Genomic DNA, 25,308 nt, shown 5'->3' on the forward strand with positions numbered 1-25,308 from the left:
CATGCTGCGCTTGCGCGTCGCCACCTACAACATCCACAAGGGCGTGACGGGCATTGCGCGGCGTGTGCGCGTGCATGACGTGCGGCAGGGCCTGCACACCATGGACGCCGACATCGTCTTTCTGCAGGAAGTGCAGGACCGCAACGACCGCCTGGTCGCTGCCGAGCTGTTCGACCCGAACTACACGCAGCTGCGTTACCTGGCGACCGACGTCTACCCGCACAGCGTCTACGGCCGCAATGCTGTGTACGAGCACGGGCACCACGGCAACGCCATCCTGTCGCGCTTTCCGATCCTGCTGTCGGAGAACCTCGATATCTCCGACCACCGCTTCGAGCAGCGCGGCCTGCTGCATGCGGTGACCGACCTCGGCTTTGGCGAGGTGCATCTGCTGTGCGCGCACTTCGGGTTGTTCGCACGCAGCCGGCTGCGGCAGGCCGAGGCCCTGATCGACCGCGTGCGCTCGGTGGTCCCGAAGGATGCGCCACTCGTGGTGGCGGGGGATTTCAACGATTGGAACAACCGCCTGGACCGCTACATCTGCCAGGCGCTGGGTGCCACCGAAGTGGCTGACAAGGCGGCCGATGCGCGCCCCCTGCGCACCTTCCCGAGTCACATGCCGTGGCTGCGGCTCGATCGCATCTACGTGCGCGGCTTCGACATCGAACGCGCGCATGCGCTGACCGGCCGCGAGTGGGCGCAACGCTCTGATCACGTGCCCCTGCTGGCCGAACTGGCCCACCCATGAGGGTCGTGCGCGATGCGGGTCCGCTGCGCTCCGAGTGGCGGCGGGGCAAGCCGCTGCCGGGCAACGACGTCGACCTGCTGTGCGGCGGGGCCGAGTTCTTTCCTGCCCTGATCGAAGCCATCGACGCGGCACAACGCCGTGTGGCCATCGAAACTTACATCTACACCGACGATGCCACCGCGCGCAGCGTGACCGAGGCGCTCGTGCGCGCGGCACGCCGCGGCGTGGAGGTCCACCTGACCATCGATGGTTTCGGCACCGGCGTGCTGCCTGCCGATATCGTCGCGATGCTCGATGCCGCAGGCGTGGCCTTGCGCATCTATCGGCCGGTGCGCGGCTTTCGGCTGCGGCGCCGTTACCTGCGAAGGCTGCATCGCAAGATCGCCGTCATCGATGACGGCGTCGCGTTTGTCGGCGGCATCAACATCATCGACGACCTCAACCACGCGCCGTTCAACGGCACCGCGCTGGGGCCGCGCTACGACTTTGCCATGCGGGTGCGTGGGCCGCTGGTCGCGCAGATCGCGCTGACGGTCGATCGGCTGTGGTGGCAGATGGGCGTGCGCGCCGGCATGCGCGAGGTGGGGGTGACGGGTGTGGCCGCCGATTTTCCGGTGATCACCGACACGCCGCGGCCCCGCCATCGCGGGGCGTCCGGGCGCGAAAGCGAACGTGCGCCGGGCACGGTGTTGGCCTCGCTGGTGCTGCGCGACAACGTGCGCAACCGCCGCGCGATCGAGCGCGAATACCTGCGCGCGCTAGGCACGGCACGGCACGAGGTGATCATTGCCAACGCGTACTTTCTGCCCGGTGTGCGCTTCATGCGCGCACTGGCAGCGTGCCGGCGCCGTGGCGTGCGCGTGCGCCTGTTGCTGCAGGGCCAGGTCGAATACCGCTTGCAGCATTACGCGACGCGCTCGCTGTATCACTTGCTGCTGCGCGACGGTGTGGAGATCCACGAGTACACCGCCAGCTTCCTTCACGCCAAGGTGGCCGTCGTGGACGACCGCTGGGCCACGGTCGGTTCCAGCAACATCGATCCGTTCAGCTTGCTGCTCGCGCGCGAGGCCAACGTGGTCGCATGGGATGCCACCGTCGCCAACGAACTGCGTGGCGCGCTGGAAGATGCCATCGCCCATCATGCACGCCGCGTCCTGGCCGACGCGCATGCCGCGCGCCGCTGGTGGTGGCGCCTGGCCGACTGGTGCGCCTACCGGCTCGTTCGCCTCGGCGTGGTGATCAGCGGCCGCGCAGCACAGTATTAGCTTTGCCCATCAGACAAAACAACGAAAACGGAGGAGACATGCAAGTCATCACAGCAGATGAAGCCGCGCGGCTGGTGCAGCCCGAGTGGACGGTCGCGTGCGCCGGGTTTGTCGGCGCCGGCCACGCAGAGGCCGTCACGCACGCGCTGGAGCGCCGCTTCCTCGCGACCGGCGAGCCGCGCGATCTGACGCTGGTCTACTCCGCCGGGCAGGGCGATCGTGCCACGCGTGGCGTCAATCACTTCGGCAATCCCGGGATGACGCGCTGCGTGGTCGGCGGCCATTGGCGTTCGGCCACGCGCCTGGCTGACATGGCACTCGCCGAGCAATGCGATGCGTTCAACCTGCCGCAGGGCGTGCTCACGCATCTGTATCGCGCCATCGCGGGCGGCAAGCCGGGCGTGCTGACCAAGATCGGCTTGCACACTTTTGTCGACCCGCGCACGGAGCTCGATGTGCGCTACCAGGGCGCCGCCATCAATGCGCGCGCCAAGGCCGCACGCGCGGCAGGCACGGCCGCCTGGGTCGAATACGAGCGCTTTCGCGGAGAGGACTATCTGTTCTATCCCAGCTTCCCCCTGCACTGCGTCTTCCTGCGCGGCACCGCGGCCGACCCGCGCGGCAACATCAGCACGCACGAAGAGGCCTTCCACCACGAACTGCTGGCCATGGCACAAGCGGCGCGCAACTCGGGGGGCATCGTCATTGTGCAGGTGCGCCGGTTGGTCGATCGGCATGACAACCTGCAGGCGATCCACGTGCCGGGCATCCTCGTCGACTACGTGGTCGTCGCCGAGGACGAAGCCGAGCACCAGATGACCTTCGGCGAGGCGTTTAACCCGACCTACATCCGCCCCTGGCAGGGTGAGGCGATCCAGCTGAAGGAAGATGCCCTCGAAGCCGGCGAAGCGCTGGAGACGAGCCTGCACGGCGCGCTGGATGCCCGCACGCTGGTGCAGCGCCGCGCCGTGCTGGAACTCATGGCGCAGCAGCCGCGCGTGGTGAACCTGGGTGTGGGCATGCCGGCGGCTGTCGGTGCCCTGGCCGAGCAGGAAGGCGCGCGCGGCTTTACGCTCACCGTGGAAGCCGGGCCCATCGGCGGCACGCCGGCGGACGGCCTCAGCTTTGGCGCCTCGGCGTATCCGGAGGCGGTGGTCGACCAGCCCGCGCAGTTCGACTTCTACGAAGGTGGCGGCATCGACCTCGCCATCCTCGGCCTGGCGGAGTTGGACGGCGCCGGCAACGTCAACGTGAGCCTGTTCGGCGAGGGCGGCGACACCATCGTCGCGGGGGTCGGCGGGTTCATCAACATCACGCAGAGCGCGCGCTCGGTGGTGTTCATGGGCACGCTTACCGCAGGCGGCCTGCAGGTCGAAGCCGAAGACGGCAAGCTGCGCATCGTGCGCGAAGGGCGCCTGAAGAAGATCGTGCCGGCGGTGTCGCACCTCACATTCAACGGGGAATACGCGGCGCGCTCGGGCATCCCGGTGCGCTACGTGACCGAGCGCGCCGTCTTCGAAATGCGCGAGGACGGACAAGGCGGCCGCCGCCTCACACTCACCGAGATCGCCCCCGGCATCGACCTGCAGTGCGATGTGCTCGACCAATGCGCCGCCGAGATCGTCGTGGCCCCGGACTTGCGGGAAATGGACGCCCGGATCTTCCGTCGCGGCCCCATGTGCGCGGGCATCGTGCAGGCCTGATTTCCGGTCGGTTTATTTACTGATGGGTAGCACTAGAAAACCCGTCGACGATGCTGCGCCGCACGCATTTTCTGTGTGCGATGCACACCCCGTAAAGCTTTGTGTTTAAAGGCTTTGCGGGATTCGCACTGCACTGCGAAAAGCGTCTTTGCGGCACTTCCATTTAGATGCCGCTTTCTAATAAAACACTTGCCGCTCACCGGGGCCCTGTAAATAATTGAACGACCGTTCGATTTTGGGCTAGAGTGTTTGCGCGGGCTGGTTTACAGTCCTGCCCGGCACGCGAAAGGCGCCTTGAAAAACGCCATTTTTCGCGCGTCATGCCCAGAAAAGAACGGAGAGAAATCATCATGCGTCACCCGACCGCTCGTCTCGAATCGAATCACGCAGCAGCCACGCCGATGCGCAAGGGCGAGCTGACGCGTGCGGCGATTCTCGATGCCGCGCTTGACCTGGCCTCGCGCGACGGACTGGAAGGATTGACGATCGGTGTGCTCGCGGAGCGCATGCAGATGAGCAAGAGCGGGGTGTTCGCGCACTTCGGCTCGCGCGAGGATTTGCAGGTGGAAGTGGTTCGCGAGTATCACAAACGGTTCGAGCAGGAAGTCTTCTACCCGAGCTTGACGGAACCGCGCGGTCTGCCGCGCCTGTGGAGCATGGTGCGACGCTGGATGGAGCGTCGCATTCAGGAAGTGACCACGGGCTGCATCTACATCAGCGGCGCGGTGGAGTACGACGACCGGGCCGAAAGCCCGGTGCGCGACGAACTCGTCAAAAGCGTGACGATCTGGCGGGCAGCATTGACCCGCGCGATCGAGCAGGCAAAGGAAGAAGGCCACCTGCGTGCAGAAGTGGACCCGAAGTTGATGCTCTTCGAGATGTATGGCCTGGAACTCGGCCTGCACCACGATGCGCGTTTTCTGCGGCTTCCCGACAGCGCCGAGCTGGCCATGGTGGCACTCAACAAACTGATTCAGTCTTACCGAACCTGACGCGGCCATTGCACACCTAGCGGGTCGCGCAGCAACAACCAAGGAGCCCAAGATGGGTCAATACACCGCACCGTTGCGCGACATGCAGTTTGTCCTCCACGAGCTTCTCGACGTCGAGGGCCATCTCAAGCAGATGCCGCAGCACGCGGAGATCGATGCCGACACCATCAACCAGGTGATCGAGGAAGCCGGCAAGTTCTGCTCCGAGGTCATCTTCCCGCTCAACCAGTCGGGCGATCGCGAAGGCTGCACGTACCACGGCGACGGCGTGGTGACCGCACCCAAGGGCTTCAAGGAAGCGTATCAGCAGTACGTCGAGGCCGGCTGGCCCGCACTGGGCTGCGATCCTGAGTACGGCGGCCAGGGCCTGCCCATCCTGATCAACAACGCGCTGTACGAGATGCTCAACTCGGCCAACCAGGCCTGGACGATGTATCCCGGGCTGTCGCACGGCGCGTATGAAGCCCTGCACGCGCACGGCACCGACGAGCTCAAGCAGCGTTACCTGCCGAAGCTGGTGTCGGGCGTATGGACCGGCACGATGTGTCTGACCGAGCCGCACTGCGGCACCGACCTCGGCATCCTGCGCACCAAGGCCGAACCGCTGGCCGATGGCTCGTACGCCATCACCGGCACGAAGATCTTCATCTCGGCAGGCGAGCACGACCTGTCGGAAAACATCATCCACCTCGTGCTGGCGCGCCTGCCGGATGCGCCGGGCGGTACCAAAGGCATCTCGCTGTTCGTGGTGCCGAAGTTCATCCCCGATGCCAATGGCAATCCGGGCGAGCGCAACACCGTGGCCTGCGGTGCCATCGAGCACAAGATGGGCATTCACGGCAACGCCACCTGCGTGATCAACCTGGACGGCGCCCGCGGCTGGATGGTCGGCGAGCCGAACAAGGGCCTGAACGCCATGTTCGTGATGATGAACGCCGCCCGCCTGGGCGTCGGCATGCAGAGCCTGGGCTTGACCGAAGTCGCGTACCAGAACTCGGCCGCCTACGCCAAGGAGCGCCTGCAGATGCGCAGCCTGTCGGGCCCGAAGGCACCGGACAAGCCGGCCGACCCGATCATCGTGCACCCGGACGTGCGCCGCATGCTGCTGACGCAACGTGCCTTTGCCGAAGGCGGTCGCGCGTTCAGCTACTGGATCGCGCTGCAGATCGACCGCGAGCTGTCGCACGAGGACGAATCCGTGCGCAAGGACGCCGCCGACCTCGTCGCGCTGCTGACTCCGATCGCCAAGGCCTTCCTGAGCGACAACGCATTCATCTCGACCAACGAAGGTATGCAAGTGTTCGGCGGCCACGGCTACATCGCCGAGTGGGGCATGGAGCAGTACGTGCGCGACGCCCGTATCAACATGATCTACGAAGGCACGAACACCGTGCAGTCGCTGGACCTGCTGGGCCGCAAGATCCTGGGCGACATGGGCGCCAAGATGAAGAAGTTCGGCAAGCTGGTGCAGGACTTTGTTGAAGCCGAAGGCACCAACGAAGCCATGCAGGAGTTCATCAACCCGCTGGCCGACATCGGCGACAAGGTCCAGAAGCTGACCATGGAAATCGGCATGAAGGCCATGGCCAACCCGGATGAAGTCGGCGCCGCTGCTGTTCCGTACCTGCGCGTGGTCGGTCACCTGGTGTTCTCGTACTTCTGGGCCCGCATGGCCAAGATCGCCCTGGAGAAGCAAAACAGCGGCGACACGTTCTACAAGGTCAAGCTGGCGACGGCGCGCTTCTACTTCGCCAAGCTGCTGCCCGAAACGGCTTCGCAGATCCGCATGGCCCGTGCGGGCGGCGCGACGCTGATGGCACTCGAAGCCGACCTGTTCTAAGCAAACAGCGGCACTCTCCCTCGGGGCGACACGCACAGACTGTCGCCCCGCTCGTCTCTTTCCTCTTTTCAGTTGAGGATGTCATGACCCGCACCGAACTCCCCGTCGCCCAGCCGCAAGCTGGCGCGCGTTCCAACTTCCTCGTCCGACGCGTTGCAGTGCTGGGCGCAGGCGTGATGGGCGCGCAGATTGCCGCTCATCTCATCAACGCCAAGGTCCCCGTCACGCTGTTCGACCTGCCGGCCAAGGAAGGCCCGAAGAGCGGCATTGCGCTCAAGGCGATTGAAAACCTGAAGAAGCTGTCGCCGGCGCCGCTGGGCATCAAGGATGACGCCAACCTGATCCAGGCCGCCAACTACGAAGACGACATCGAGAAGCTGCGCGATTGCGACCTCGTGATCGAAGCGATTGCCGAGCGCATGGACTGGAAGCACGACCTGTACAAGAAGGTTGCGCCGCACATCGCGCCGCACGCGATCTTCGCATCGAACACCTCGGGCCTGTCGATCACCGAGCTGTCGGATGGGTTTGACGCGGAGCTGAAGTCGCGCTTCTGCGGCGTGCACTTCTTCAACCCGCCGCGCTACATGCACCTGGTCGAGCTGATTCCGACCGCGCACACGCGTGGCGACATCCTCGACAAGCTGGAAACGTTCCTGACCTCCGCGCTCGGCAAGGGTGTGGTGCGCGCGAAGGATACGCCCAACTTCATCGCCAACCGCGTCGGTATCTTCTCGATCCTGGCGGTGTTTGCGGAATCGGCCAAGTACGGCATTCCGTTCGATGTGGTGGATGACCTCACGGGCTCGAAGCTGGGCCGCGCCAAGTCAGCGACGTTCCGCACGGCGGACGTGGTGGGCCTGGACACCATGGCGCACGTCATCAAGACGATGCAGGACAACCTGAAGGACGATCCGTTCGCAGCAGTCTATGCCACACCGCCCGTGCTGGCCAAGCTGGTGGAAGCAGGTGCCCTGGGCCAGAAGACCGGCGCCGGCTTCTACAAGAAGGAAGGCAAGGACATCAAGGTGCTGGACCCGCAGACGGGCGAATACGGCCCGAGCGGCAAGAAGGCGGACGACATCGTCGTGCGTATCCTCAAGAAGGAGCCCGCCGAGCGCCTGAAACTGCTGCGTGAATCGACCAACCCGCAGGCGCAGTTCCTGTGGGCGGTGTTCCGCGACGTGTTCCATTACATCGCCGTGTACCTGGAGCAGATTGCGGATTCGGCTGCGGAAGTCGATCTGGCCATCCGCTGGGGTTTTGGCTGGAACAGCGGCCCGTTTGAAGACTGGCAAGAGGCCGGCTGGAAGCAGGTGGCCGAGTGGGTGAAGGAAGACATCGAAGCCGGCAAGGCGCTGTCGAACGCCGCGCTGCCGCAGTGGGTGTTCTCGGGCCCGGTGGCGGACAACGGTGGTGTGCATTCGGCACAAGGTTCGTGGTCGGCCAACAAGGGCGCGTTCCTGCAGCGCAGCACACTGCCGGTGTATAGCCGCCAGGTGTTCCGCGCACCGATCAAGGGCGCGACCACGGTCAACCCGCTCACGTATGGCAAGACCATCGAAGAGACCGACGCCGTGCGCATCTGGGTGGACGATGCAGCGGGTCAGGACGACGTGCTGATCATCTCGTTCAAGAGCAAGATGAACACGATCGGACCGAGCGTCATCGATGGCCTGACGCGCGCGGTGGATCTGGCCGAAGCCGGCTACAAGGGTCTGGTGGTGTGGCAGCCGACGTCGCTCAAGCTGGGCGCGCCGGGTGGTCCGTTCTCCGCCGGTGCGAACCTGGAAGAAGCCATGCCGGCCTTCATGATGGGCGGCGCCAAGGGCATCGAGCCGTTCGTCAAGAAGTTCCAGGACGGCATGATGCGCGTGAAGTACGCCGGTGTGCCGGTCGTGTCCGCTGCGTCGGGCATTGCACTGGGTGGCGGCTGCGAACTGCTGCTGCACTCGGCCAAGCGCGTGGCTGCGCTGGAAACGTATATCGGTCTGGTGGAAGTGGGCGTCGGCCTGGTGCCGGCCGGTGGTGGTCTGAAGGAAGCTGCGCTGGCAGCGGCCAACGCTGCGCAGGCTGCAGGCAGCACGAACATCCTGCAATTCCTGACCAACCGCTTCCAGGCGGCGGCCATGGCCAAGGTGTCGTCTTCCGCGCTGGATGCGCAGAAGATCGGCTACCTGCAGCCGACCGACACCATCGTCTTCAACGTGCACGAACTGCTGCACGTGGCGCGCAATGAAGTGCGCGCGTTGTCCGATGCGGGCTACCGCGCGCCGCTGCGTCCGGTGGGTATTCCGGTGGCGGGCCGTTCGGGCATCGCGACCATCAAGGCGTCGCTGGTGAACATGCGTGACGGCGGTTTCATCTCGCAGCACGACTTCACGATCGCCTCGCGCATTGCCGAGGCCGTGTGCGGCGGCGACGTGGAAGCCGGCGCGCTGGTGGATGAAGAATGGCTGCTGGCGCTGGAGCGCAAGGCCTTCGTCGATCTGCTCGGCAGCGCCAAGACCCAGGAACGCATCATGGGCATGCTGCAGACCGGCAAGCCGGTGCGTAACTAATCGCCGCGACGACAGAGAACAGGAGTTTCATCATGACCAAGCAACTGCAAGACGCCTACATCGTCGCCGCGACCCGTTCCCCGATCGGCAAGGCGCCCAAGGGTACGCTCAAGAACCTGCGTCCGGACGATCTGCTGGCGACCATCCTCAAGAGCGCAGTCGCCCAGGTGCCGAACCTGGACCCGGCGCTGATCGAAGATGCCATCGTTGGCTGCGCGATTCCCGAAGCGCAGCAGGGCCTGAACGTCGCGCGTATCGGCGCGCTGCTGGCCGGCCTGCCGAACACCGTGGGCGGCGTGACCGTCAACCGCTTCTGTGCCTCGGGCCTGACGGCCGTGGCCATGGCCGCCGACCGCATCCGCGTGGGTGAATCCGACGTGATGATCGCCGCCGGTGTGGAATCGATGAGCATGGTGCCGATGATGGGCAATTCGCCGTCGATGTCGCCGGAGATCTTCACGCGTGACGAGAACGTCGGCATCGCCTACGGCATGGGCCTGACCGCTGAGAAGGTCGCCCAGCAATGGAAGATCTCGCGCGAGGCGCAGGATGCCTTCTCGCTGGCGTCGCACCAGAAGGCGCTGGCCGCACAGCAAGCCGGCGAGTTCAAGGACGAGATCACCCCGATCGAGATCATCGAGAAGTTCCCGAACCTGGGTACGGGTGCGATCGACGTCAAGACGCGCACGATGTCGCTGGACGAGGGCCCGCGTGCTGATACGTCCGTTGAAGGCCTGGGCAAGCTGCGCGCCGTGTTCGCCAACAAGGGCAGCGTGACGGCCGGCAACAGCTCGCAGACGTCGGACGGCTCGGGCGCGCTGATCCTGGTGTCGGAGAAGATCCTCAAGCAGTTCAACCTGGTGCCGCTGGCGCGCTTCGTGTCGTTTGCGGTGCGCGGTGTGCCGCCGGAGATCATGGGCATTGGTCCGAAGGAAGCGATTCCTGCGGCGCTGAAGGCGGGTGGCCTGACGCAAGATCAGCTCGACTGGATCGAGCTGAACGAAGCGTTTGCCGCGCAGTCCCTGGCTGTGATTCAGGACCTGGGCCTGGACACTAGCAAGATCAACCCGCTGGGCGGCGCGATCGCGCTGGGCCACCCGCTGGGCGCGACCGGTGCCATTCGTGCGGCCACCGTTGTGCACGGCCTGCGCCGTCGCAACCTGAAGTACGGGATGGTGACGATGTGCGTCGGCACCGGCATGGGCGCAGCGGGCATTTTCGAACGCATGTGACCCCACGTCAGGGGGAAGGATTAGGTTCTTCCCCCTGCTTGTAAATCGCCCGTCTCACCACGCATGATTGCGCAGGCGCGCACAGCACTACAGAACAAGCGCGCCGAAGAGTGCGGCCCGGCCACCGGGCACGCCCATAGAAGCGGAACCACGATTCCGCAACAGAGGAGACACACCACCGGGTCACCGGCGGTGCACCAAGGAGGGCGCAATGGGAGACACGATTGTGTTGACCGACGCGGCATGCGACATGCCGCGGCGGGTGATCGATCAACTGGGTTTGGGCGTCGTGCCGTTCCGCATTCGCGCGGGCGAGCTGTTTGTGGAAGACCGCCGCGACGAGGCGGCCCTGCCGCAGCTCTATCGCAAGTACCTCGTCGACAAGCAGGACCACTACGCCGAATCGATCCCGCTGCTGGAGCGCGAGATCGAAGACTTCCTGCTCAAGCATGTGGTCACGCAGCACGATCGCGCCTTGCTGCTGACGATCGCCAGCTCGCGCAGCCAGTTCTACAGTCATGCCACCGGCGCGGTGGTCGGCACCACGGCGAAGAGTTTCAAGCCGCGCAAGGACGCCGGCCGCTCGGGCCTGTTCGAACTGACGGTGGTGGACACCGGCGCCATCGGCCCCGGCCAGGCGCTGATGGTGCACGAGGCCGCGCGCATGCTGCGCGAAGGCGCCGAGGTGCGCGACGTGGTCAACGTGATCGAGAACCGCCTGCGCGATGCCTCGCATGTTTACCTCGTGCCCGACGAGCTGCTGTACATGTACACGCGTGCCAAGCAGAAGGGTGAGAAGAGCATCACGTGGGGCCGCTACATGATGGGCACGGCGTTCAACGTGCGCCCGCTCATCCATATGCATCGCGGTGAGACCGAAGCGATTGCCAAGGTGCGTGGCTCTGAAGAGGGCATCCGCCGCCTGCTCGCGCATGTCGAAACCATGATCGCCGAGGAGCGACTGGCCACGCCGGTGGTAGCGATCACGTATTCCGGTTCGCTCGACACCGTGCGCCGCATGGAGCCGGTGCAAGCACTGATGCGAACCGCGCAGGACCACGGTGTGGAAGTGCTGCTCGCGCCGATGAGCCTGACCGTGGCGTTGAACGTGGGGGCCAACGCGTTCTCCGTCGGCTATCTGTCTGATTCACCCGTGCCGATTTAGTCGCCGCACGGGCTCTTACCCTGGAGTACTCATGTCGATTCGTACCGAGACCGCAGACGGCGTCCTCACCCTCACCTTCGACCGTCTGGACCGCAAGAATGCCATCACTGCCGCGATGTACCAGACGCTGGCGGATGCCCTGGTGGCCGCCGAGACCGATCCCGCCATCCGCGTGATCGTGCTGGCGGGCCACGAGAGCGTGTTCACGGCCGGCAACGATCTCGAAGATTTCATGAAGAACCCGCCCAAGGACGAGAACGCGCCGGTGCACCAGTTCCTCAAGGCGATCAGCACGGCCACCAAGCCGCTGATTGCCTCGGTGAGCGGCGCGGCCGTCGGCGTGGGCACGACGATGCTGCTGCATTGCGATCTCGTGTATGCCTCCGACACCGCCAAGCTGTCGATGCCGTTCGCGCAACTCGGCCTGTGCCCGGAAGCCGCATCGAGCCTGCTGTTGCCGCAACTGGCCGGCTATCACCGCGCGGCGGACAAGCTGCTCTTCGGCGAGCCCTTTGATGCGAACGAGGCACGCGAGCTGGGCCTCGTCAATCGCGTGCTGCCCGCCGGCGAGCTGGATGCCTTCGTGCGCACGCAGGCGCGCAAGCTGACGCTGCTGCCGCCCGCTTCGCTGCGTGCAACCAAGCGCCTGATGAAGGAGGGCGCCATGCCGCAGATCGCCGCGCGCATGTCGCTGGAAGGCAAGCAGTTCGGCGAGATGCTGCGTGCGCCGGAAGCGCGCGAGGCGTTCACCGCGTTCTTCGAGAAGCGCCGCCCGGACTTCTCCAAGTTCAACTGAGCAGGCATCTGCGTGCAAAAGAAAACCCGGCCTCGGCCGGGTTTTTTGTTGGGCGTTGCCGATTCAGAGCGCAGGCAGTTCGCGCGGCTTGCGGCTCTCGTCGGTCGCCACGTAGGTGAGGGTGGCTTCCGTGACTTTGACAGTGGCGTGGCGGCCGTTGCTGCCCATGCGCTGCGCATAGACCTCCACGTCTACAGTGATCGACGTGCGGCCCGTCTTGACCACGTTGGCGTAGAAGCTCACGAGGTCGCCCACGTACACCGGCTGCTTGAAGACGAACGAGTTGACCGCGACCGTGGCCACGCGCCCATTGGCGCGCACCACCGCCGGGATCGATCCCGCAATGTCGACCTGCGACATGATCCAGCCGCCGAACACGTCGCCATGGACGTTGGCGTCGGCGGGCATCGGCATGACGCGCACGGCGGGCTGCTTGTCGGCGGGCAGCTTGACGTTCTCAGTGGTGGCTTGGGGTTCGGACATGATGATGCAGGGCAGCATTGAGGCGGGAACGGACCCCGGCCAGGAAGCGTGCGGCGAACCAGGGTGATCGGTGGGAGAATACACAATCCGCCATTTTATTGCACCGCACATGCGCCGCTTTCCCGCCTCTTCCGAACCGCCTCCGCCGGGGGGACCCCGCGGCGACTGGCGCACCATCAGGAGCCTGCTGCCGTACCTGCTCGCTTACAAATGGCGCGTGGCGCTGGCGCTGTCGTTCCTGATCGCCGCCAAGGTCGCCAACCTGGGCGTGCCGATGGTCATGAAGCGGCTGATCGACGCGATGAACGTGTCGCCCTCCGACCCGCGTGCGCTGCTGGTCGTGCCGGTGGGCATCATCATCGGATACGGGTTGCTGCGGCTGTCGACGTCGCTGTTTTCGGAGCTGCGCGAAATCCTGTTCTCCAAGGTGACGGAGAGCTCGGTGCGCACGCTCGCGCTCCAGGTGTTCCGCCATCTGCATGCGCTGTCGCTGCGGTTTCATCTGGAGCGCCAGACCGGCGGCATGAGCCGCGACATCGAACGCGGCACACGCGGCATCCAGTCGCTCATCTCGTACTCGCTCTACAGCATTCTCCCGACGCTCGTCGAGGTCGGTCTCGTCATCACGTACTTCTTCGTGAAATACGACGTCTGGTTCGCGCTCATCACGTTCTGCGCGCTGGTGAGCTACATCGTGTTTACCGTGACGGTGACGAACTGGCGCACGCACTTCCGCCGCAAGATGAACGAGCTCGATTCGCGCGCCAACCAGAAGGCGATCGATTCGCTGCTGAACTTCGAGACGGTCAAGTACTTCGGCAACGAAGAGTACGAAGCACGCCGCTACGACGAGAACCTGCTGAACTATCGCACTGCCGCTATTCGCTCACAGCGTTCGTTGTCGATCCTGAACTTCGGTCAGCAGTTCATCGTGGCCACGGCGCTGATCCTGATCCTGTATCGCGCCACACAAGGCGTGGCGGCCGGGCACATGACGCTGGGTGACCTCGTGCTGGTCAATACGCTGATGCTGCAGATCTACATTCCGCTCAACTTCCTGGGCGTGATCTACCGCGAACTGAAGCAGGCCGTGACCGACATGGACCGCATGTTCCACCTGCTGCAGACCAACCGCGAGGTGGCCGACAAGCCTGACGCGCCGCCGCTGGCCGTGCACGCCGGTGAAGTCCGCTTCGCGCATGTCGACTTCAGCTACGAGGCCAAGCGGCAGATTCTGTTCGATGTCGACTTCACCATCCCGGCCGGCACGACGACGGCGGTGGTGGGGCAGAGCGGCTCGGGCAAGTCGACGCTCGCGCGTTTGCTGTTCCGTTTCTACGACGTCACATCCGGCGCGATCGAGATCGACGGCCAGGATTTGCGCGACGTCACGCAATCGAGCGTGCGCGCGGCCATCGGCATCGTTCCGCAAGACACGGTGCTCTTCAACGACAGCATCTACTACAACATCGCCTACGGACGCCCCGATGCCTCCCGCGAAGAGGTGATCGAGGCCGCCCGCGCCGCGCAGATCCACCACTTTGTCGAATCGCTGCCCGACGGCTACGACACTCAGGTCGGCGAGCGTGGGCTGAAGCTCTCCGGAGGCGAGAAGCAGCGCGTGGCCATCGCACGCACGTTGCTCAAGCGTCCGCCGATTCTCGTGTTCGACGAGGCCACTTCCGCGCTGGATTCGCGCACCGAGCATGCCATCCAGGAAGAGCTGATGAGCCTGGCGCAGAACCACACCACGCTGGTGATCGCGCACCGGCTGTCCACCATCGTGCGCGCGCACCAGATTCTGGTGATGGAGCACGGCCGCATCATCGAGCGTGGCACGCATGAATCGCTGTTGCGCGCAGAAGGGCGCTACGCGCAGATGTGGCGCATGCAGGCGCGCGAGCCTGAGCGCGAACCGGAGGCGGCCGCCTGACGCTTACATCGCGGCCTGCGCCGCGTGGAAGTTGGCAGCAACTCGCTGGCGCAGGTAATCCTCCGCGCTGATCGGCGCGTACCGGCCCGATGGGCTTTCGATCATCACATCGCGGTTGGCCTGGCAGAAGAACGCCAGGCTGTAGCGCGAGCCCTGATACTCGTGCGGCAGCGGGTTGCGCACGCGGTGGAAGTTCGACGGCAGCTGATCGTCGCTCCAGCGCATCAGCATGTCGCCGATATTGCAGGTGATGATGTCGTCGGCGGGTTCGATGCTGGTCCACTGCTGGCCGTCCATCTCCTTGCCCGGACAGAGTTGCAAGCCGCCCTGGCCGGCGCGCTGGAACAGCAGCGTCAGGCAATCGAAATCCGTATGTGCCCCCGCACGCCAGAGGCCGCTCGCCACGGACGGGTCGGTCGGAAAGTAGTGCAGCAGGCGCAGCGTGCTCTGATAGGTCGCGCTGGACGGGTCGTGCGCGCGGGTAAAGAAATCGGCATCGAAGCCAAGCTTGTCGGCAAAGCAGGACAGCACCCGCATCCCCACCTGCCAGCACTGCGTTTCGAAGGCCAGCATGGCGGCACGAAAGCCCGGCAGCTCGTCTTCACTCGGCCAGAGCGGCGCCATGTGCGGCAGCGTGATCTGATACGACTCCTTCTGGTCTTGCGTGCCCGTGGAGGGGCGCACCTGTGCACGGCTTTCCCAACCGCTGTTCAGCGCGCGCTGCAGCGGGTACTGCGCCTTGACGCCGTCCGGCAGCGCGAAGAAGCGTTGCGCCATGTCGAACGCGTCTTGCATCTGTGTCAGCGCAATGCCGTGGTTGACCAACTGGAAGAAGCCGACGTCCGTGGCAGCCGCCCAGAGTTCGTCGGCGATCTGCGCGCGGCGGGCATCGAAGTCGGACAGGTCGATGCGGCGAATTTCCCGCGTCTGCGTTTCCGAACCCAGGCCGCCCATGCGGGCTTCCTTGTCGAGTTCGGCGAGTGTGTGGGGCAAGGTGGCGAGCGTGCTCATGTGGGCTCCGTGCAAAAGACAGGTCGATGAATGTCGGACCAGGAGCCGCAAGACCATGCGCAGAAGCGGTGGCGGTGTCTTGAAGTTCCAACGGCGCGCAGGCCAACCCGTGCCTCAGGGGCTCGGTGGGCCTGTTCCGACTTCAAGAGCAATTCCCGGCCAGCCGACAGGGTGTGTGCGGCTGGTGAACGCTTCTACTCTTGCCGGCCATCAATGCAAGGTTCAGGCCAACACCCAACGCGCGCGTGGTGCGCTGAGGTTTGCCTTTGCATGCACCATAGAGGGAAATCAAGCACTGTTGGTGGGCGCGCCGCGCACTGTGCTGGCGTGTTGATGCGGTGCATTCGCGCAGGCGTACGCCACCGAGGCAGATGGTATGGAAGTTGCAAAACACCGAGCGAGAGTAGAAGCGTTCACTGCCGCGTGAAGTGTCGTCTGGCACTTCGGGTCGATCAGCGCGGCAGCCGGAAATTGCTCTTGAAAGCCGCGCCTGCGCGTCCGGTTCTCCGGCGCATGGCCGTGCCTTCATGACGCAATGTCCGGCATCCATCGAACCGCGCGGGCTCTCATGACGGCATTGCCGCGGGCGTGTTGAACGATCGCTCAAACCGCGCCCCGCCATGAAACCTCGCTTCTTGCCTCGCCGCCTGTTCCGTCGATCCTTTGGGCTGGCAGTGGCAGCCATTGCCACCATTTGCTGGTCTGCCAGCGCCTTCGCACTCGACAAGGTCGTCTTTCTCACCTCCTGGTATGCCCAGGCCGAACATGGCGGCTTCTATCAGGCGGTCGCCACGGGCCTCTACAAGAAGTACGGTCTCGACGTGCAGATCCGCATGGGCGGGCCGCAGGTCAACGGCATGCAGATCCTGACCAGCGGGCAGGCGGATTTTCTGATGGGCTACGACTTGCAAGTGCTCAAGAGCGTTGAGCAGGGCGTGCCCGTCACCACCGTGGGCGCCTCCATGCAGACCGACCCGCAAGGCATGATGACCCATGAAGACGTCAAGAGCCTGGCCGACCTGAAGACGCGCACCATCCTCGTCTCCACCTCGGGCCGCACGACATGGTGGCCGTGGCTCAAGGGCAAGTACAAGCTGGATGAGTCCCAGTCGCGCGTCTATACGTTCAACCTGCAGCCGTTCTTTGCCGACCCGAAATCTGCGCAGCAGGCGTATGCCTCGTCCGAGCTGTTCAGTGCCGACAAGGCCGGCGTGAAGACGCACTTCTTCCTGTTTGCCGACGATGGCTACCCGCCGTACGGCACCACGATCGTCACGATGGACAAGACCATCAAGGACAAGCCCGACCTCGTGGCCCGCTTCGTGCGCGCATCGATGGAAGGCTGGAAGAGCTACCTGTCCGACCCCGCGCCCGCCAATGCACTCATCAAGCGCGACAACCCCAACATGAAGGACGACCAGCTCCTGTACGGGCTGGAAAAGCTCAAGCAATTTCACATGATCACCGGCGGCGATGCTGCCACGCAGGGCATTGGCGTCATGACCGACGGGCGTTGGAAGCAGACGCGCGACTTCATGGTCAACGCGGGCTTGCTGAAGGCCGATGTGGACTGGAAGCGCGCCTACACCACGCAGTTCGTCAAAGACCTGAAGGTGATGCCGTGAGTGCCTCATTGCTTCCGCAATCGCAATCGCAACCGATGTCGGGCCAAGGAGATCGCCATGTCGCTCACGTTTCGTAGCAATCGGACAGCGCCGGCATCGCATGGCGGTGGACAGCCCCCACTGGACGGCGAGCGCACGAGCCATGCGCCGGTGCTGTTCGCCAACCAGGTCGAGAAGACGTATCCGAACGGCACCGTGGCGCTTGAGCGGGTGAAGCTCGCCATCCAGCCGGGCGAGTTCGTCTCGCTGCTGGGGCCGTCCGGTTGCGGCAAGAGCACGTTGCTCAAGCTGTTCGCCGGGCTGGAGCAACCATCGGCCGGCCATGTGCGCTGGTGGGGCGGGCCGACGCTCGCGGCTGGCATCGGCGCGCCGGGCCGCACGCTGGCGATGGTGTTCCAGGAGGCCACGCTGATGCCCTGGGCCAAGGTGGCCGATAACGCCCGCCTGCCGCTCGACCTCGCGCGCATGCCGCGCACCGAAGCCGACGAGCGCGTGCGGCGTGCGCTGGCGCTGGTGGGGTTGGGCCAGTTCGGGCAGGTGTATCCGCGCGAACTGTCCGGCGGCATGCAGATGCGCGTGTCGATCGCCCGCGCGCTCGCAACGCATCCGGATCTGTTGCTGATGGACGAACCCTTCGGCGCGCTGGACGAGTTCACGCGCAACAAGCTCGATGCCGATCTGCGCGCGCTGTGGGCCGAACGCGGCCTGACGGTGGTGTTCGTCACGCACAGCATCTACGAGGCGGTCTACCTGTCGAGCCGCGTGATCGTGATGGCGGCGCGCCCCGGCCGAGTGATCGCCGATGTGCCGATCGAAGGGCCGGCCGTGCGCGACGAAGCGTTTCGCGTATCACCGGCCTTCATGCAGACCTGTGCGCAGTTGTCGGCCTTGCTTGCGCAAGCCAACACCGGCGTGCCCGTCGTCGATTGACCTGGGAGTTCATCATGCATTCACCACTGTTGTCGCGTCCTGCCGTGCAGCGGGTAGCCGCACCGCTCGCGGTGGGCGTTGTGCTGCTGCTTGTGTGGCAAGCCGTTTGCGTGGCGTTTGAAGTGCCACCGTATCTCGTGCCGTCGCCGGCGGCCATCGGCAAGACCCTTGTTGAAGACTGGTCGCTTTTGGCCGGCTCGTTGTGGGTGACGCTGCAGATCACGCTCCTGGCGTTTGCCCTGGCCGTGGTGTGCGGCACCGTGGCGGCCTTTCTGTTTGTGCAGAGCCGGTTGATCGAAGCGAGCTTGTTTCCGTATGCGATTCTGTTGCAGGTCACGCCCGTCGTTGCCATCGCGCCGCTGATCATCATCTGGGTCAAGCAGCCGACGCTGGCGCTCGTCATCTGCGCGACGCTGGTGGCGGTGTTCCCCATCATCTCCAACACCGTGCTGGGGCTGCGCAGCGTCAACCCGGGGCTGGCCAACCTGTTTCGCATCAACCGCGCAAGCCGGTGGGATACGCTGGTTCGCCTGCGCATTCCGAGTGCATTGCCCTATTTCTTCGGCGGCCTGCGCATTTCATGCGGGCTGGCGCTGATCGGTGCGGTGGTCGCCGAATTCGTGGCGGGCACGGGCGGCACGGGCGCGGGGCTGGCCTACCAGATTCTGCAAGCCGGTTTTTCGCTGAACATTCCACGTCTGTTTGCGGCGCTGTTTCTGATTACGCTGACGGGCATTGCGCTGTTCGCGATCATGGTTGCGCTGTCGCGGCTGACGTTGTCCCACTGGCATGAAAGCGAGCTTGCATGACACAGCCTATCGAACCCTCGCTCCTCATTCGCAATGCGGCGGCCATCCTCACCGGGCAGGATGCGCGGGCAGGACATGCCGAGCGCACCGCCGGGCCGGATATCCGCGTGGCCGGCGGCAAGATCGAAGCCATCGGCCATCTGCCGCCACGGCCTGGCGAGCGCGTCATGGATGCGACCGACTGCGTGGTGTACCCAGCGTGGATCAACACGCATCACCACCTGTTTCAGTCGCTGCTCAAGGGCGAGCCGCTTGGCTTGAATCTGACGCTCACGCCATGGCTGGGTGCGACGCCCTATCGGTTTCGTGCGGCGTTCGATGAGCACACCTTCCGCCTGGCGGCCCGCATCGGCCTGATCGAACTCGTGCGCAGTGGCTGCGGCACGGTGGCGGACCACAATTACCTCTACTACCCCGGCATGCCGTTTGACAGTTCGGCGATCCTCTTTGAAGAGGCCGAAGCGCTGGGCCTGCGCTTCGTGTTGTGCCGTGGCGGAGCCACGCGCACGCGCGGGCTGGAGAGCGCCTTGCCGCAGGCCTTGCGCCCCGAAACGCTCGACGCCTTCCTGGCCGACTGCGAGCGGCTGACGGCGCGCTACCACCAGACCGGTCCGGATGCCATGCGCCGCGTGGCGATGGCACCCACCACGCCGCTGTATTCGATGGCACCCGAGGAATTGCGCACCTGCGCACGCACCGCGCGCCGCCTGGGGATTCGCCTGCACAGCCACCTTTCGGAAACGGTCGAATACCAGAATGCGGCGGCAATCGCGCATGGCGCCACACCCGTGGCCTTCTGTGCGGAATACGAATGGAGCGGCCCCGATGTCTGGTTCGCGCATCTGGTCAAACTCAGCCCCGCGGAGATCCGCATGCTCGGTGAGACCCGCACGGGTATCGCCCATTGCCCCCAAAGCAACGGCCGGCTTGGCAGCGGCATTGCCGACATACCCGCGCTGGAAGCGGCTGGCGTGCCGGTGTCGATCGGGGTGGATGGCGCCGCCTCCAACGAGGCCGCCGACATGATTTCCGAAACCCACGCCGCCTGGCTGATGCAGCGCGCACGACGCGGCGAGCTGGCGCGTGCGCAATCGGAGGGTGGCAGTATGGAAGGCGGTGCGGATGCCGCGCGCATCGAAGACGTGGTGCGGTGGGGAACCGCTGGCGGCGCGGCCGTGCTCGGCCTGGATGGCATCGGCACCCTCGTACCGGGCCAGGTTGCTGACTTAGCGGTCTACCGGCTGGATGATCCGCGCTACTTCGGCCTGCACGACCTGGCGATTGCGCCGGTGGCCAGCGGTGGCCGGCCGGCGTTGCGGGCGTTGCTGGTGGGTGGGCGCGTCATCGCGCAGGACGATGCCATTCCCGGCGTCGATCTTGCCGAGTTAAGCGCGCAGGCCCGCGCCGCCGTCGGGCAACTCAAGCAGCGTGCCGAGAGGATGGCCGCCTGAGGTTGCCGGCGCTTAAAATACCCTTCCAGCAGGCGCCCGAACGCGGCGCTACCGACACCGCGCGGAAGGGGGCGCAAGGCGATGGAACTCAAATGGCTGGAAGACTTCATCAGCCTGGCGGAAACGCGCAGCTTTTCGCGCTCGGCCGAATTGCGGCACGTCACGCAGCCGGCGTTCTCGCGCCGTATTCAGTCGCTTGAAGCGTGGCTGGGCAATGAGCTGATCGACCGATCAAGCTACCCGACGCGCCTGACGACCGCGGGGGAGGTCTTCTACGAGCAGGCGCTTGCCATGCTCGCGCAGGTGAGCGAGACGCGCGCGCTGATGCGCGGCCAGCGGCCGGCCAGCGCCTCGACGATCGACTTTGCGGTGCCGCATACGCTGTCGCTCACGTTCTTTCCGGGGTGGCTTGCCGAGGTGGAGGAGAAGGTCGGCAAGCTGCAATGCCGGCTGCGCGCGCTCAACGTGCACGATGCGGTGATGACGCTGGTGGAAGGCGGCTGCGATCTCGTCATGGTCTATCACCATGCGCGACAGATGATCCAACTCGACCCGACGCGCTACGACATGCTGGTGCTGGGTACCGAGCGGCTCTCGCCATTTTCCAAGCCCGATGCGAACGGTCGTCCGATTTACCGGCTGGCGCCCGCCGCCCGCAAGCCGATTGCGTATCTCAGCTATACGCCCAATGCGTTCCTGGGCCGCATGGTCGATGTGCTGCTGGAGAACTCGCCGGTGGCGCCGTTGCTCGACAAGTGCTACGAAACCGACATGGCCGAGGCGCTCAAGGTGATGGCGCTGGCCGGGCACGGCGTGGCATTCCTGCCCGAGAGCGCGGTGCGGGACGACGTGGCAGCCGGCCGCCTCGTGCGTGCGGAAGGCAAGGGCGGCGGGACGTTGTCGATCGAGATGGAAATCCGGCTCTATCGCGAGCATCCGCAAAACGGCACACCTGACCGCAGGCACCCGCAATCCAAGCACAAGCGCGAGTTGATCGACACGTTGTGGAGCGTGCTGGCGGGCTGAGCGGGGTGCCTGCATGCCACCGGAAGGTTATGCGCAAGACGCATAACCCGATGTAAAAACGGCATTGGATTTCAATCTGGCGGGTCCCTAAGCTGGCGAGCATTTTGTGGGACCGCACATTCCCAAACCAGGGACCTTACCGAGGTCCAAAACAGGAAGCCAGCCATGTCCAATGTCGCATCTCCGTCGACACTCCAGCATTCCATCCCGTCCTATCTGCCGGCCGATAACCTCGGCCCGTGGGGCATCTATCTGCAGCAGGTCGATCGGGTTACCCCCTACCTCGGCTCGCTCGCACGCTGGGTCGAAACCCTCAAGCGCCCCAAGCGCGCGCTGATCGTCGATGTGCCCATCCAGATGGATGACGGCAGCATCGCCCACTACGAGGGCTATCGCGTGCAGCACAACACCTCGCGCGGCCCGGGCAAGGGCGGTGTGCGTTTCCACCAGGACGTGACGCTGTCGGAAGTGATGGCCCTGTCCGCCTGGATGTCGGTAAAGAACGCGGCCGTGAACGTGCCGTACGGCGGTGCCAAGGGCGGTATCCGCGTCGACCCGCGCAAGCTGTCTTCCGGTGAGCTGGAGCGCCTGACGCGCCGCTACACCAGCGAGATCGGCATCATCATCGGCCCGAACAAGGACATCCCGGCACCGGACGTGAACACCAACGCGCAGATCATGGCGTGGATGATGGACACGTACTCCATGAACGAAGGCGCCACCGCCACCGGCGTGGTGACCGGCAAGCCGATCGCACTGGGCGGCAGCCTGGGCCGTCGTGAGGCCACCGGCCGCGGCGTGTTCGTGGTCGGCAGCGAAGCCGCACGCAACCTCGGCATCGACGTCAAGGGCGCGCGCGTGGTGGTGCAGGGCTTCGGCAATGTGGGCAGCGTGGCCGCCAAGCTGTTCCATGATGCCGGCGCAAAGATCATCGCCGTGCAGGATCACAAGGGCATCGTGTTCAACGGCAACGGCCTGGATGTCGACGCGCTCATCCAACACGTCGACCACAACGGCAGCGTGGCCGGCTTTGCCGCCGAGACTGTCTCGCAAGACGATTTCTGGGCGCTGGACTGCGAATTCCTGATCCCGGCCGCACTGGAAGGCCAGATCACCGCCAAGAACGCGCCCCACATCAAGGCAAAGATTGTCGTCGAAGGTGCAAACGGCCCGACGACGCCCGAGGCGGACGACATCCTGCGCGACAAGGGCACGCTGGTCTGCCCCGACGTGATTGCCAACGCCGGCGGCGTGACGGTCAGCTATTTCGAGTGGGTGCAGGATTTCTCGAGCTTCTTCTGGACCGAAGACGAGATCAACCAGCGCCTGGTACGGATCATGCAAGACGCCTTCCGCGCCATCTGGCAGGTGGCTCAGGACAACAAGGTAACCCTGCGGACGGCGGCGTTCATCATCGCCTGTACGCGGATTCTGCAGGCCCGCCAAGAGCGCGGTCTGTACCCCTGATCGGCGACGCGTCGATCAATTCCGGCGCGGCGCTCCACCAGGGCGCTGCTCCGGTCTATCGCGTCGCCGCCGATCAGGCGGTCATGCGCGACGGTTGAAGCAAGCCGGTGTCCATGAGGAGAACCATAACGTTCCGGGGCACCGCACCATGAAAAGCGCGGCAGCGTCAACGATGCTGCCGCGCTTTCCATCCTCAAGTCGGGTTCGTGTAAGCGACAGAGAGCGCACATCGGGCGGACTTTTTTCCCTTGGTTTTCCTTAGCAAACAGACGGTCATCCGCTCAAGCCATCGGGCATGCCTGCCGATTGTGTTGGGCGCTTCGATGATCCGCATCGCGTGTATTTTCCGGTTTTTCGGAAAAGCACAACGTAAGGTGTCCGGTTGCTCGGAAAGCGTGGTTGCGGCAGGGTCCGCGCCAGAGGAAAAACTCCGTTGGATTCAACGATTTAGTGGCAACACCAATACTGTCGCCAAACGTTTTTTGGTACAGTCCCGTCTTTCTCTTTCATGGTCAAAAGGAGACTTTCATGAACCTCGCCAAACTGGCAACTGTGCTTGCTGCCGTTGGTGTCGCTGTTGGTACGTTCGGCGGCGCTGCGCACGCTGAAGAGCTGACTGGCACGCTGAAGAAGATCAAAGACACCGGCACCATCACGCTGGGTGTACGCGATTCGTCGATTCCGTTCAGCTACAACGTGGGCGGTGTCCGCACGATCGGCTATTCGTACGACGTTGCCACCAAGATTGCTGAGGACGTGAAGAAGCAACTCGGCCTGAAAGATCTGAAGGTCAACGAGATCCCGGTCACCTCGCAGAACCGCATCACGCTGCTGCAGAACGGCACCATCGACCTGGAGTGCGGCTCGACCACGAACAACCTCGAGCGCCAGAAGCAGGCTGCCTTCACGAACACCATCTTCATCATCGGCACGCGCATCATGGTGAAGAAGGATTCGGGCATCAAGGATTGGGCTGACCTGAAGGGCAAGAACGTCGTGACCACCGCCGGCACGACGTCCGAGCGCCTGCTGCGCAAGATGAACGACGAAAAGCAGCTGGGCATGAACATCATCAGCACGAAGGATCATGGCCAATCGTTCCTGACGCTGGAATCGGGCCGCGCTGTTGCGTTCATGATGGACGACGCGCTGCTGTACGGCGAGCGCGCCAAGGCCAAGAACCCGGCTGACTGGGTGGTTGTGGCCAAGCCGCAATCGCGTGAGGCCTATGGCTGTATGGTTCGCAAGGACGACAAGCCGTTCAAGGCCCTGGCCGACAAGACCATCGCCGGCATGATGAAGGACGGCACGATCGCTGCCGAATACAAGAAGTGGTTCGAGCAACCGGTTCCGCCCAAGGGCGTGAACATGGAGTTCCCGCTGTCGGACGACATGAAGGCGCTGATCAAGAACCCGAACGACAAGGCTCTTGACTGATCGGCTCCCTCAACGAGCCTGACATAAGCGTCATCGAAACGGAAGGCAAAGGCCGGTCAACAGGTCCTGTTCCTTCCGTTTCTTTTTGAGGGGAACCATCATGAATTACCACTGGAACTGGGGCGTCTTCTTTACTGAAGCCGCCCAGAATCAGACCTATCTCGACTGGCTGCTGGCGGGGTTGAAGACCACCGTCACACTCGGTCTCTCCGCCTGGATCATCGCGCTCATCATCGGCTCCGTACTCGGCGTGCTGCGTACCGTTCCGAACAAGTGGCTGTCGGGTTTTGCCGCTGCCTACGTGGAACTGTTCCGCAACATTCCGCTGATCGTGCAGCTCTTCATCTGGTACTTCGTCATGCCTGAACTCGTGCCGGGCGGCGACTACATCAAGCAGATGAACCCCGCCACGGCGATGTTCCTGAGCGCGATGCTGTGTCTCGGTACCTTTACCGCGGCGCGTGTTTGCGAACAGGTGCGCTCGGGCATCAACTCGCTGCCGCGTGGTCAGCGCAACGCGGGCCTGGCAATGGGCTTCACGCTGGCACAGACCTATCGCTACGTGATGCTGCCGATGGCGTTCCGCATCATCGTGCCGCCGCTCACGTCGGAATTCCTGAACATCTTCAAGAACTCCGCCGTGGCATCGACCATCGGCTTGCTCGAGCTTGCCGCGCAGGGCCGCCAGCTGGTGGACTACACCGCGCAGCCGTACGAGTCGTTCATCGCCGTGACGCTGATGTACATGCTGATCAACCTGACCGTAATGGGCCTGATGCGCTGGGTGGAAGCACGCTCCCGCCTGCCAGGCTTCATTGGTGGCAAGTAATCGAG

The 25,308-nt window shown here is 64.5% G+C and carries 20 protein-coding genes; 18 read left to right on the forward strand and 2 right to left on the reverse strand.

Annotated elements, in window-relative coordinates:
• Window position 1 precedes the first annotated feature (1 nt).
• The 9 genes from NG900_RS03315 (at window position 2) to NG900_RS03355 (ending at window position 12,302) form a co-directional block, all read left to right on the forward strand.
• Window positions 2–748: an endonuclease/exonuclease/phosphatase family protein gene (locus NG900_RS03315; protein ID WP_252676662.1), complete on the forward strand. Its 747-nt coding sequence runs from the start codon at window positions 2–4 to the stop codon at window positions 746–748.
• On the forward strand, window positions 745–2,013 hold the full coding sequence (clsB, locus tag NG900_RS03320) for a cardiolipin synthase ClsB (protein WP_252676664.1): 1,269 nt from the start codon (window positions 745–747) through the stop codon (window positions 2,011–2,013). The genes NG900_RS03315 and clsB overlap by 4 nt, the downstream gene beginning before the upstream one ends.
• Before the next feature lie 38 nt (window positions 2,014–2,051).
• Window positions 2,052–3,716: an acyl CoA:acetate/3-ketoacid CoA transferase gene (locus NG900_RS03325; protein WP_252676666.1), complete on the forward strand. Its 1,665-nt coding sequence runs from the start codon at window positions 2,052–2,054 to the stop codon at window positions 3,714–3,716.
• Window positions 3,717–4,117: 401 nt separating this feature from the next.
• Complete coding sequence (locus NG900_RS03330; protein WP_252676668.1) at window positions 4,118–4,708, forward strand: TetR/AcrR family transcriptional regulator; 591 nt, start codon at window positions 4,118–4,120, stop codon at window positions 4,706–4,708.
• Between the two features lie 52 nt (window positions 4,709–4,760).
• Window positions 4,761–6,548 carry an acyl-CoA dehydrogenase C-terminal domain-containing protein gene (locus tag NG900_RS03335; protein ID WP_252676670.1) on the forward strand — a complete coding sequence of 596 codons (1,788 nt, stop codon included), beginning with the start codon at window positions 4,761–4,763 and terminating at the stop codon, window positions 6,546–6,548.
• Between the two features lie 83 nt (window positions 6,549–6,631).
• Window positions 6,632–9,109 (forward strand): 3-hydroxyacyl-CoA dehydrogenase/enoyl-CoA hydratase family protein, encoded by a 2,478-nt coding sequence (locus NG900_RS03340; RefSeq protein WP_252676672.1) that lies wholly within the window; start codon window positions 6,632–6,634, stop codon window positions 9,107–9,109.
• A gap of 32 nt (window positions 9,110–9,141) precedes the next feature.
• Entirely contained in the window at window positions 9,142–10,341 is a 1,200-nt protein-coding gene (locus NG900_RS03345; RefSeq protein ID WP_252676674.1) for an acetyl-CoA C-acyltransferase, read from the forward strand.
• A gap of 211 nt (window positions 10,342–10,552) precedes the next feature.
• Window positions 10,553–11,506 (forward strand): DegV family protein, encoded by a 954-nt coding sequence (locus NG900_RS03350; RefSeq protein ID WP_252676676.1) that lies wholly within the window; start codon window positions 10,553–10,555, stop codon window positions 11,504–11,506.
• 31 nt (window positions 11,507–11,537) lie between these two features.
• Window positions 11,538–12,302 carry an enoyl-CoA hydratase gene (locus NG900_RS03355; protein WP_252676678.1) on the forward strand — a complete coding sequence of 255 codons (765 nt, stop codon included), beginning with the start codon at window positions 11,538–11,540 and terminating at the stop codon, window positions 12,300–12,302.
• Window positions 12,303–12,365: 63 nt separating this feature from the next.
• Here the strand turns inward: NG900_RS03355 and NG900_RS03360 are convergent, their stop codons facing one another.
• A complete protein-coding gene (locus NG900_RS03360) occupies window positions 12,366–12,785 on the reverse strand; it encodes an acyl-CoA thioesterase (protein WP_252676680.1) in 420 nt (139 codons plus the stop codon).
• A 109-nt stretch (window positions 12,786–12,894) separates the two neighbouring features.
• Here NG900_RS03360 and NG900_RS03365 point away from each other — a divergent pair, with 109 nt between their 5' ends.
• Complete coding sequence (locus NG900_RS03365; protein WP_252676682.1) at window positions 12,895–14,718, forward strand: ABCB family ABC transporter ATP-binding protein/permease; 1,824 nt, start codon at window positions 12,895–12,897, stop codon at window positions 14,716–14,718.
• Window positions 14,719–14,721: 3 nt separating this feature from the next.
• On the opposite strand, the gene NG900_RS03370 is transcribed toward NG900_RS03365, so the two are convergent.
• Entirely contained in the window at window positions 14,722–15,729 is a 1,008-nt protein-coding gene (locus tag NG900_RS03370) for an isopenicillin N synthase family dioxygenase (protein ID WP_252676684.1), read from the reverse strand.
• Between the two features lie 620 nt (window positions 15,730–16,349).
• Here NG900_RS03370 and NG900_RS03375 point away from each other — a divergent pair.
• The 8 genes from NG900_RS03375 (at window position 16,350) to NG900_RS03410 (ending at window position 25,303) form a co-directional block, all read left to right on the forward strand.
• Window positions 16,350–17,354, forward strand: a complete 1,005-nt coding sequence (locus NG900_RS03375; RefSeq protein WP_252676686.1) for an ABC transporter substrate-binding protein — start codon at window positions 16,350–16,352, stop codon at window positions 17,352–17,354.
• 57 nt (window positions 17,355–17,411) lie between these two features.
• A complete protein-coding gene (locus NG900_RS03380) occupies window positions 17,412–18,284 on the forward strand; it encodes an ABC transporter ATP-binding protein (protein WP_289813619.1) in 873 nt (290 codons plus the stop codon).
• A 14-nt stretch (window positions 18,285–18,298) separates the two neighbouring features.
• Window positions 18,299–19,093: an ABC transporter permease gene (locus tag NG900_RS03385; RefSeq protein ID WP_252676688.1), complete on the forward strand. Its 795-nt coding sequence runs from the start codon at window positions 18,299–18,301 to the stop codon at window positions 19,091–19,093.
• Window positions 19,090–20,544 (forward strand): amidohydrolase family protein, encoded by a 1,455-nt coding sequence (locus NG900_RS03390; RefSeq protein WP_252676690.1) that lies wholly within the window; start codon window positions 19,090–19,092, stop codon window positions 20,542–20,544. Before NG900_RS03385 ends, NG900_RS03390 begins: the two co-directional genes overlap by 4 nt.
• Before the next feature lie 81 nt (window positions 20,545–20,625).
• Entirely contained in the window at window positions 20,626–21,570 is a 945-nt protein-coding gene (locus NG900_RS03395) for a LysR substrate-binding domain-containing protein (protein ID WP_252676692.1), read from the forward strand.
• 165 nt (window positions 21,571–21,735) lie between these two features.
• The gene (locus NG900_RS03400; protein ID WP_252676694.1) at window positions 21,736–23,037 is read left to right on the forward strand and encodes a Glu/Leu/Phe/Val family dehydrogenase; all 1,302 of its coding nucleotides are present in this window, start codon (window positions 21,736–21,738) and stop codon (window positions 23,035–23,037) included.
• A 528-nt stretch (window positions 23,038–23,565) separates the two neighbouring features.
• The gene (locus tag NG900_RS03405) at window positions 23,566–24,474 is read left to right on the forward strand and encodes a glutamate/aspartate ABC transporter substrate-binding protein (protein WP_252676696.1); all 909 of its coding nucleotides are present in this window, start codon (window positions 23,566–23,568) and stop codon (window positions 24,472–24,474) included.
• Between the two features lie 100 nt (window positions 24,475–24,574).
• On the forward strand, window positions 24,575–25,303 hold the full coding sequence (locus tag NG900_RS03410) for an amino acid ABC transporter permease (protein WP_252676698.1): 729 nt from the start codon (window positions 24,575–24,577) through the stop codon (window positions 25,301–25,303).
• Window positions 25,304–25,308: the final 5 nt, after the last annotated feature.

The organism is Ralstonia soli, from assembly GCF_023955655.1.
GTDB classification, from domain to species: domain Bacteria; phylum Pseudomonadota; class Gammaproteobacteria; order Burkholderiales; family Burkholderiaceae; genus Ralstonia; species Ralstonia soli.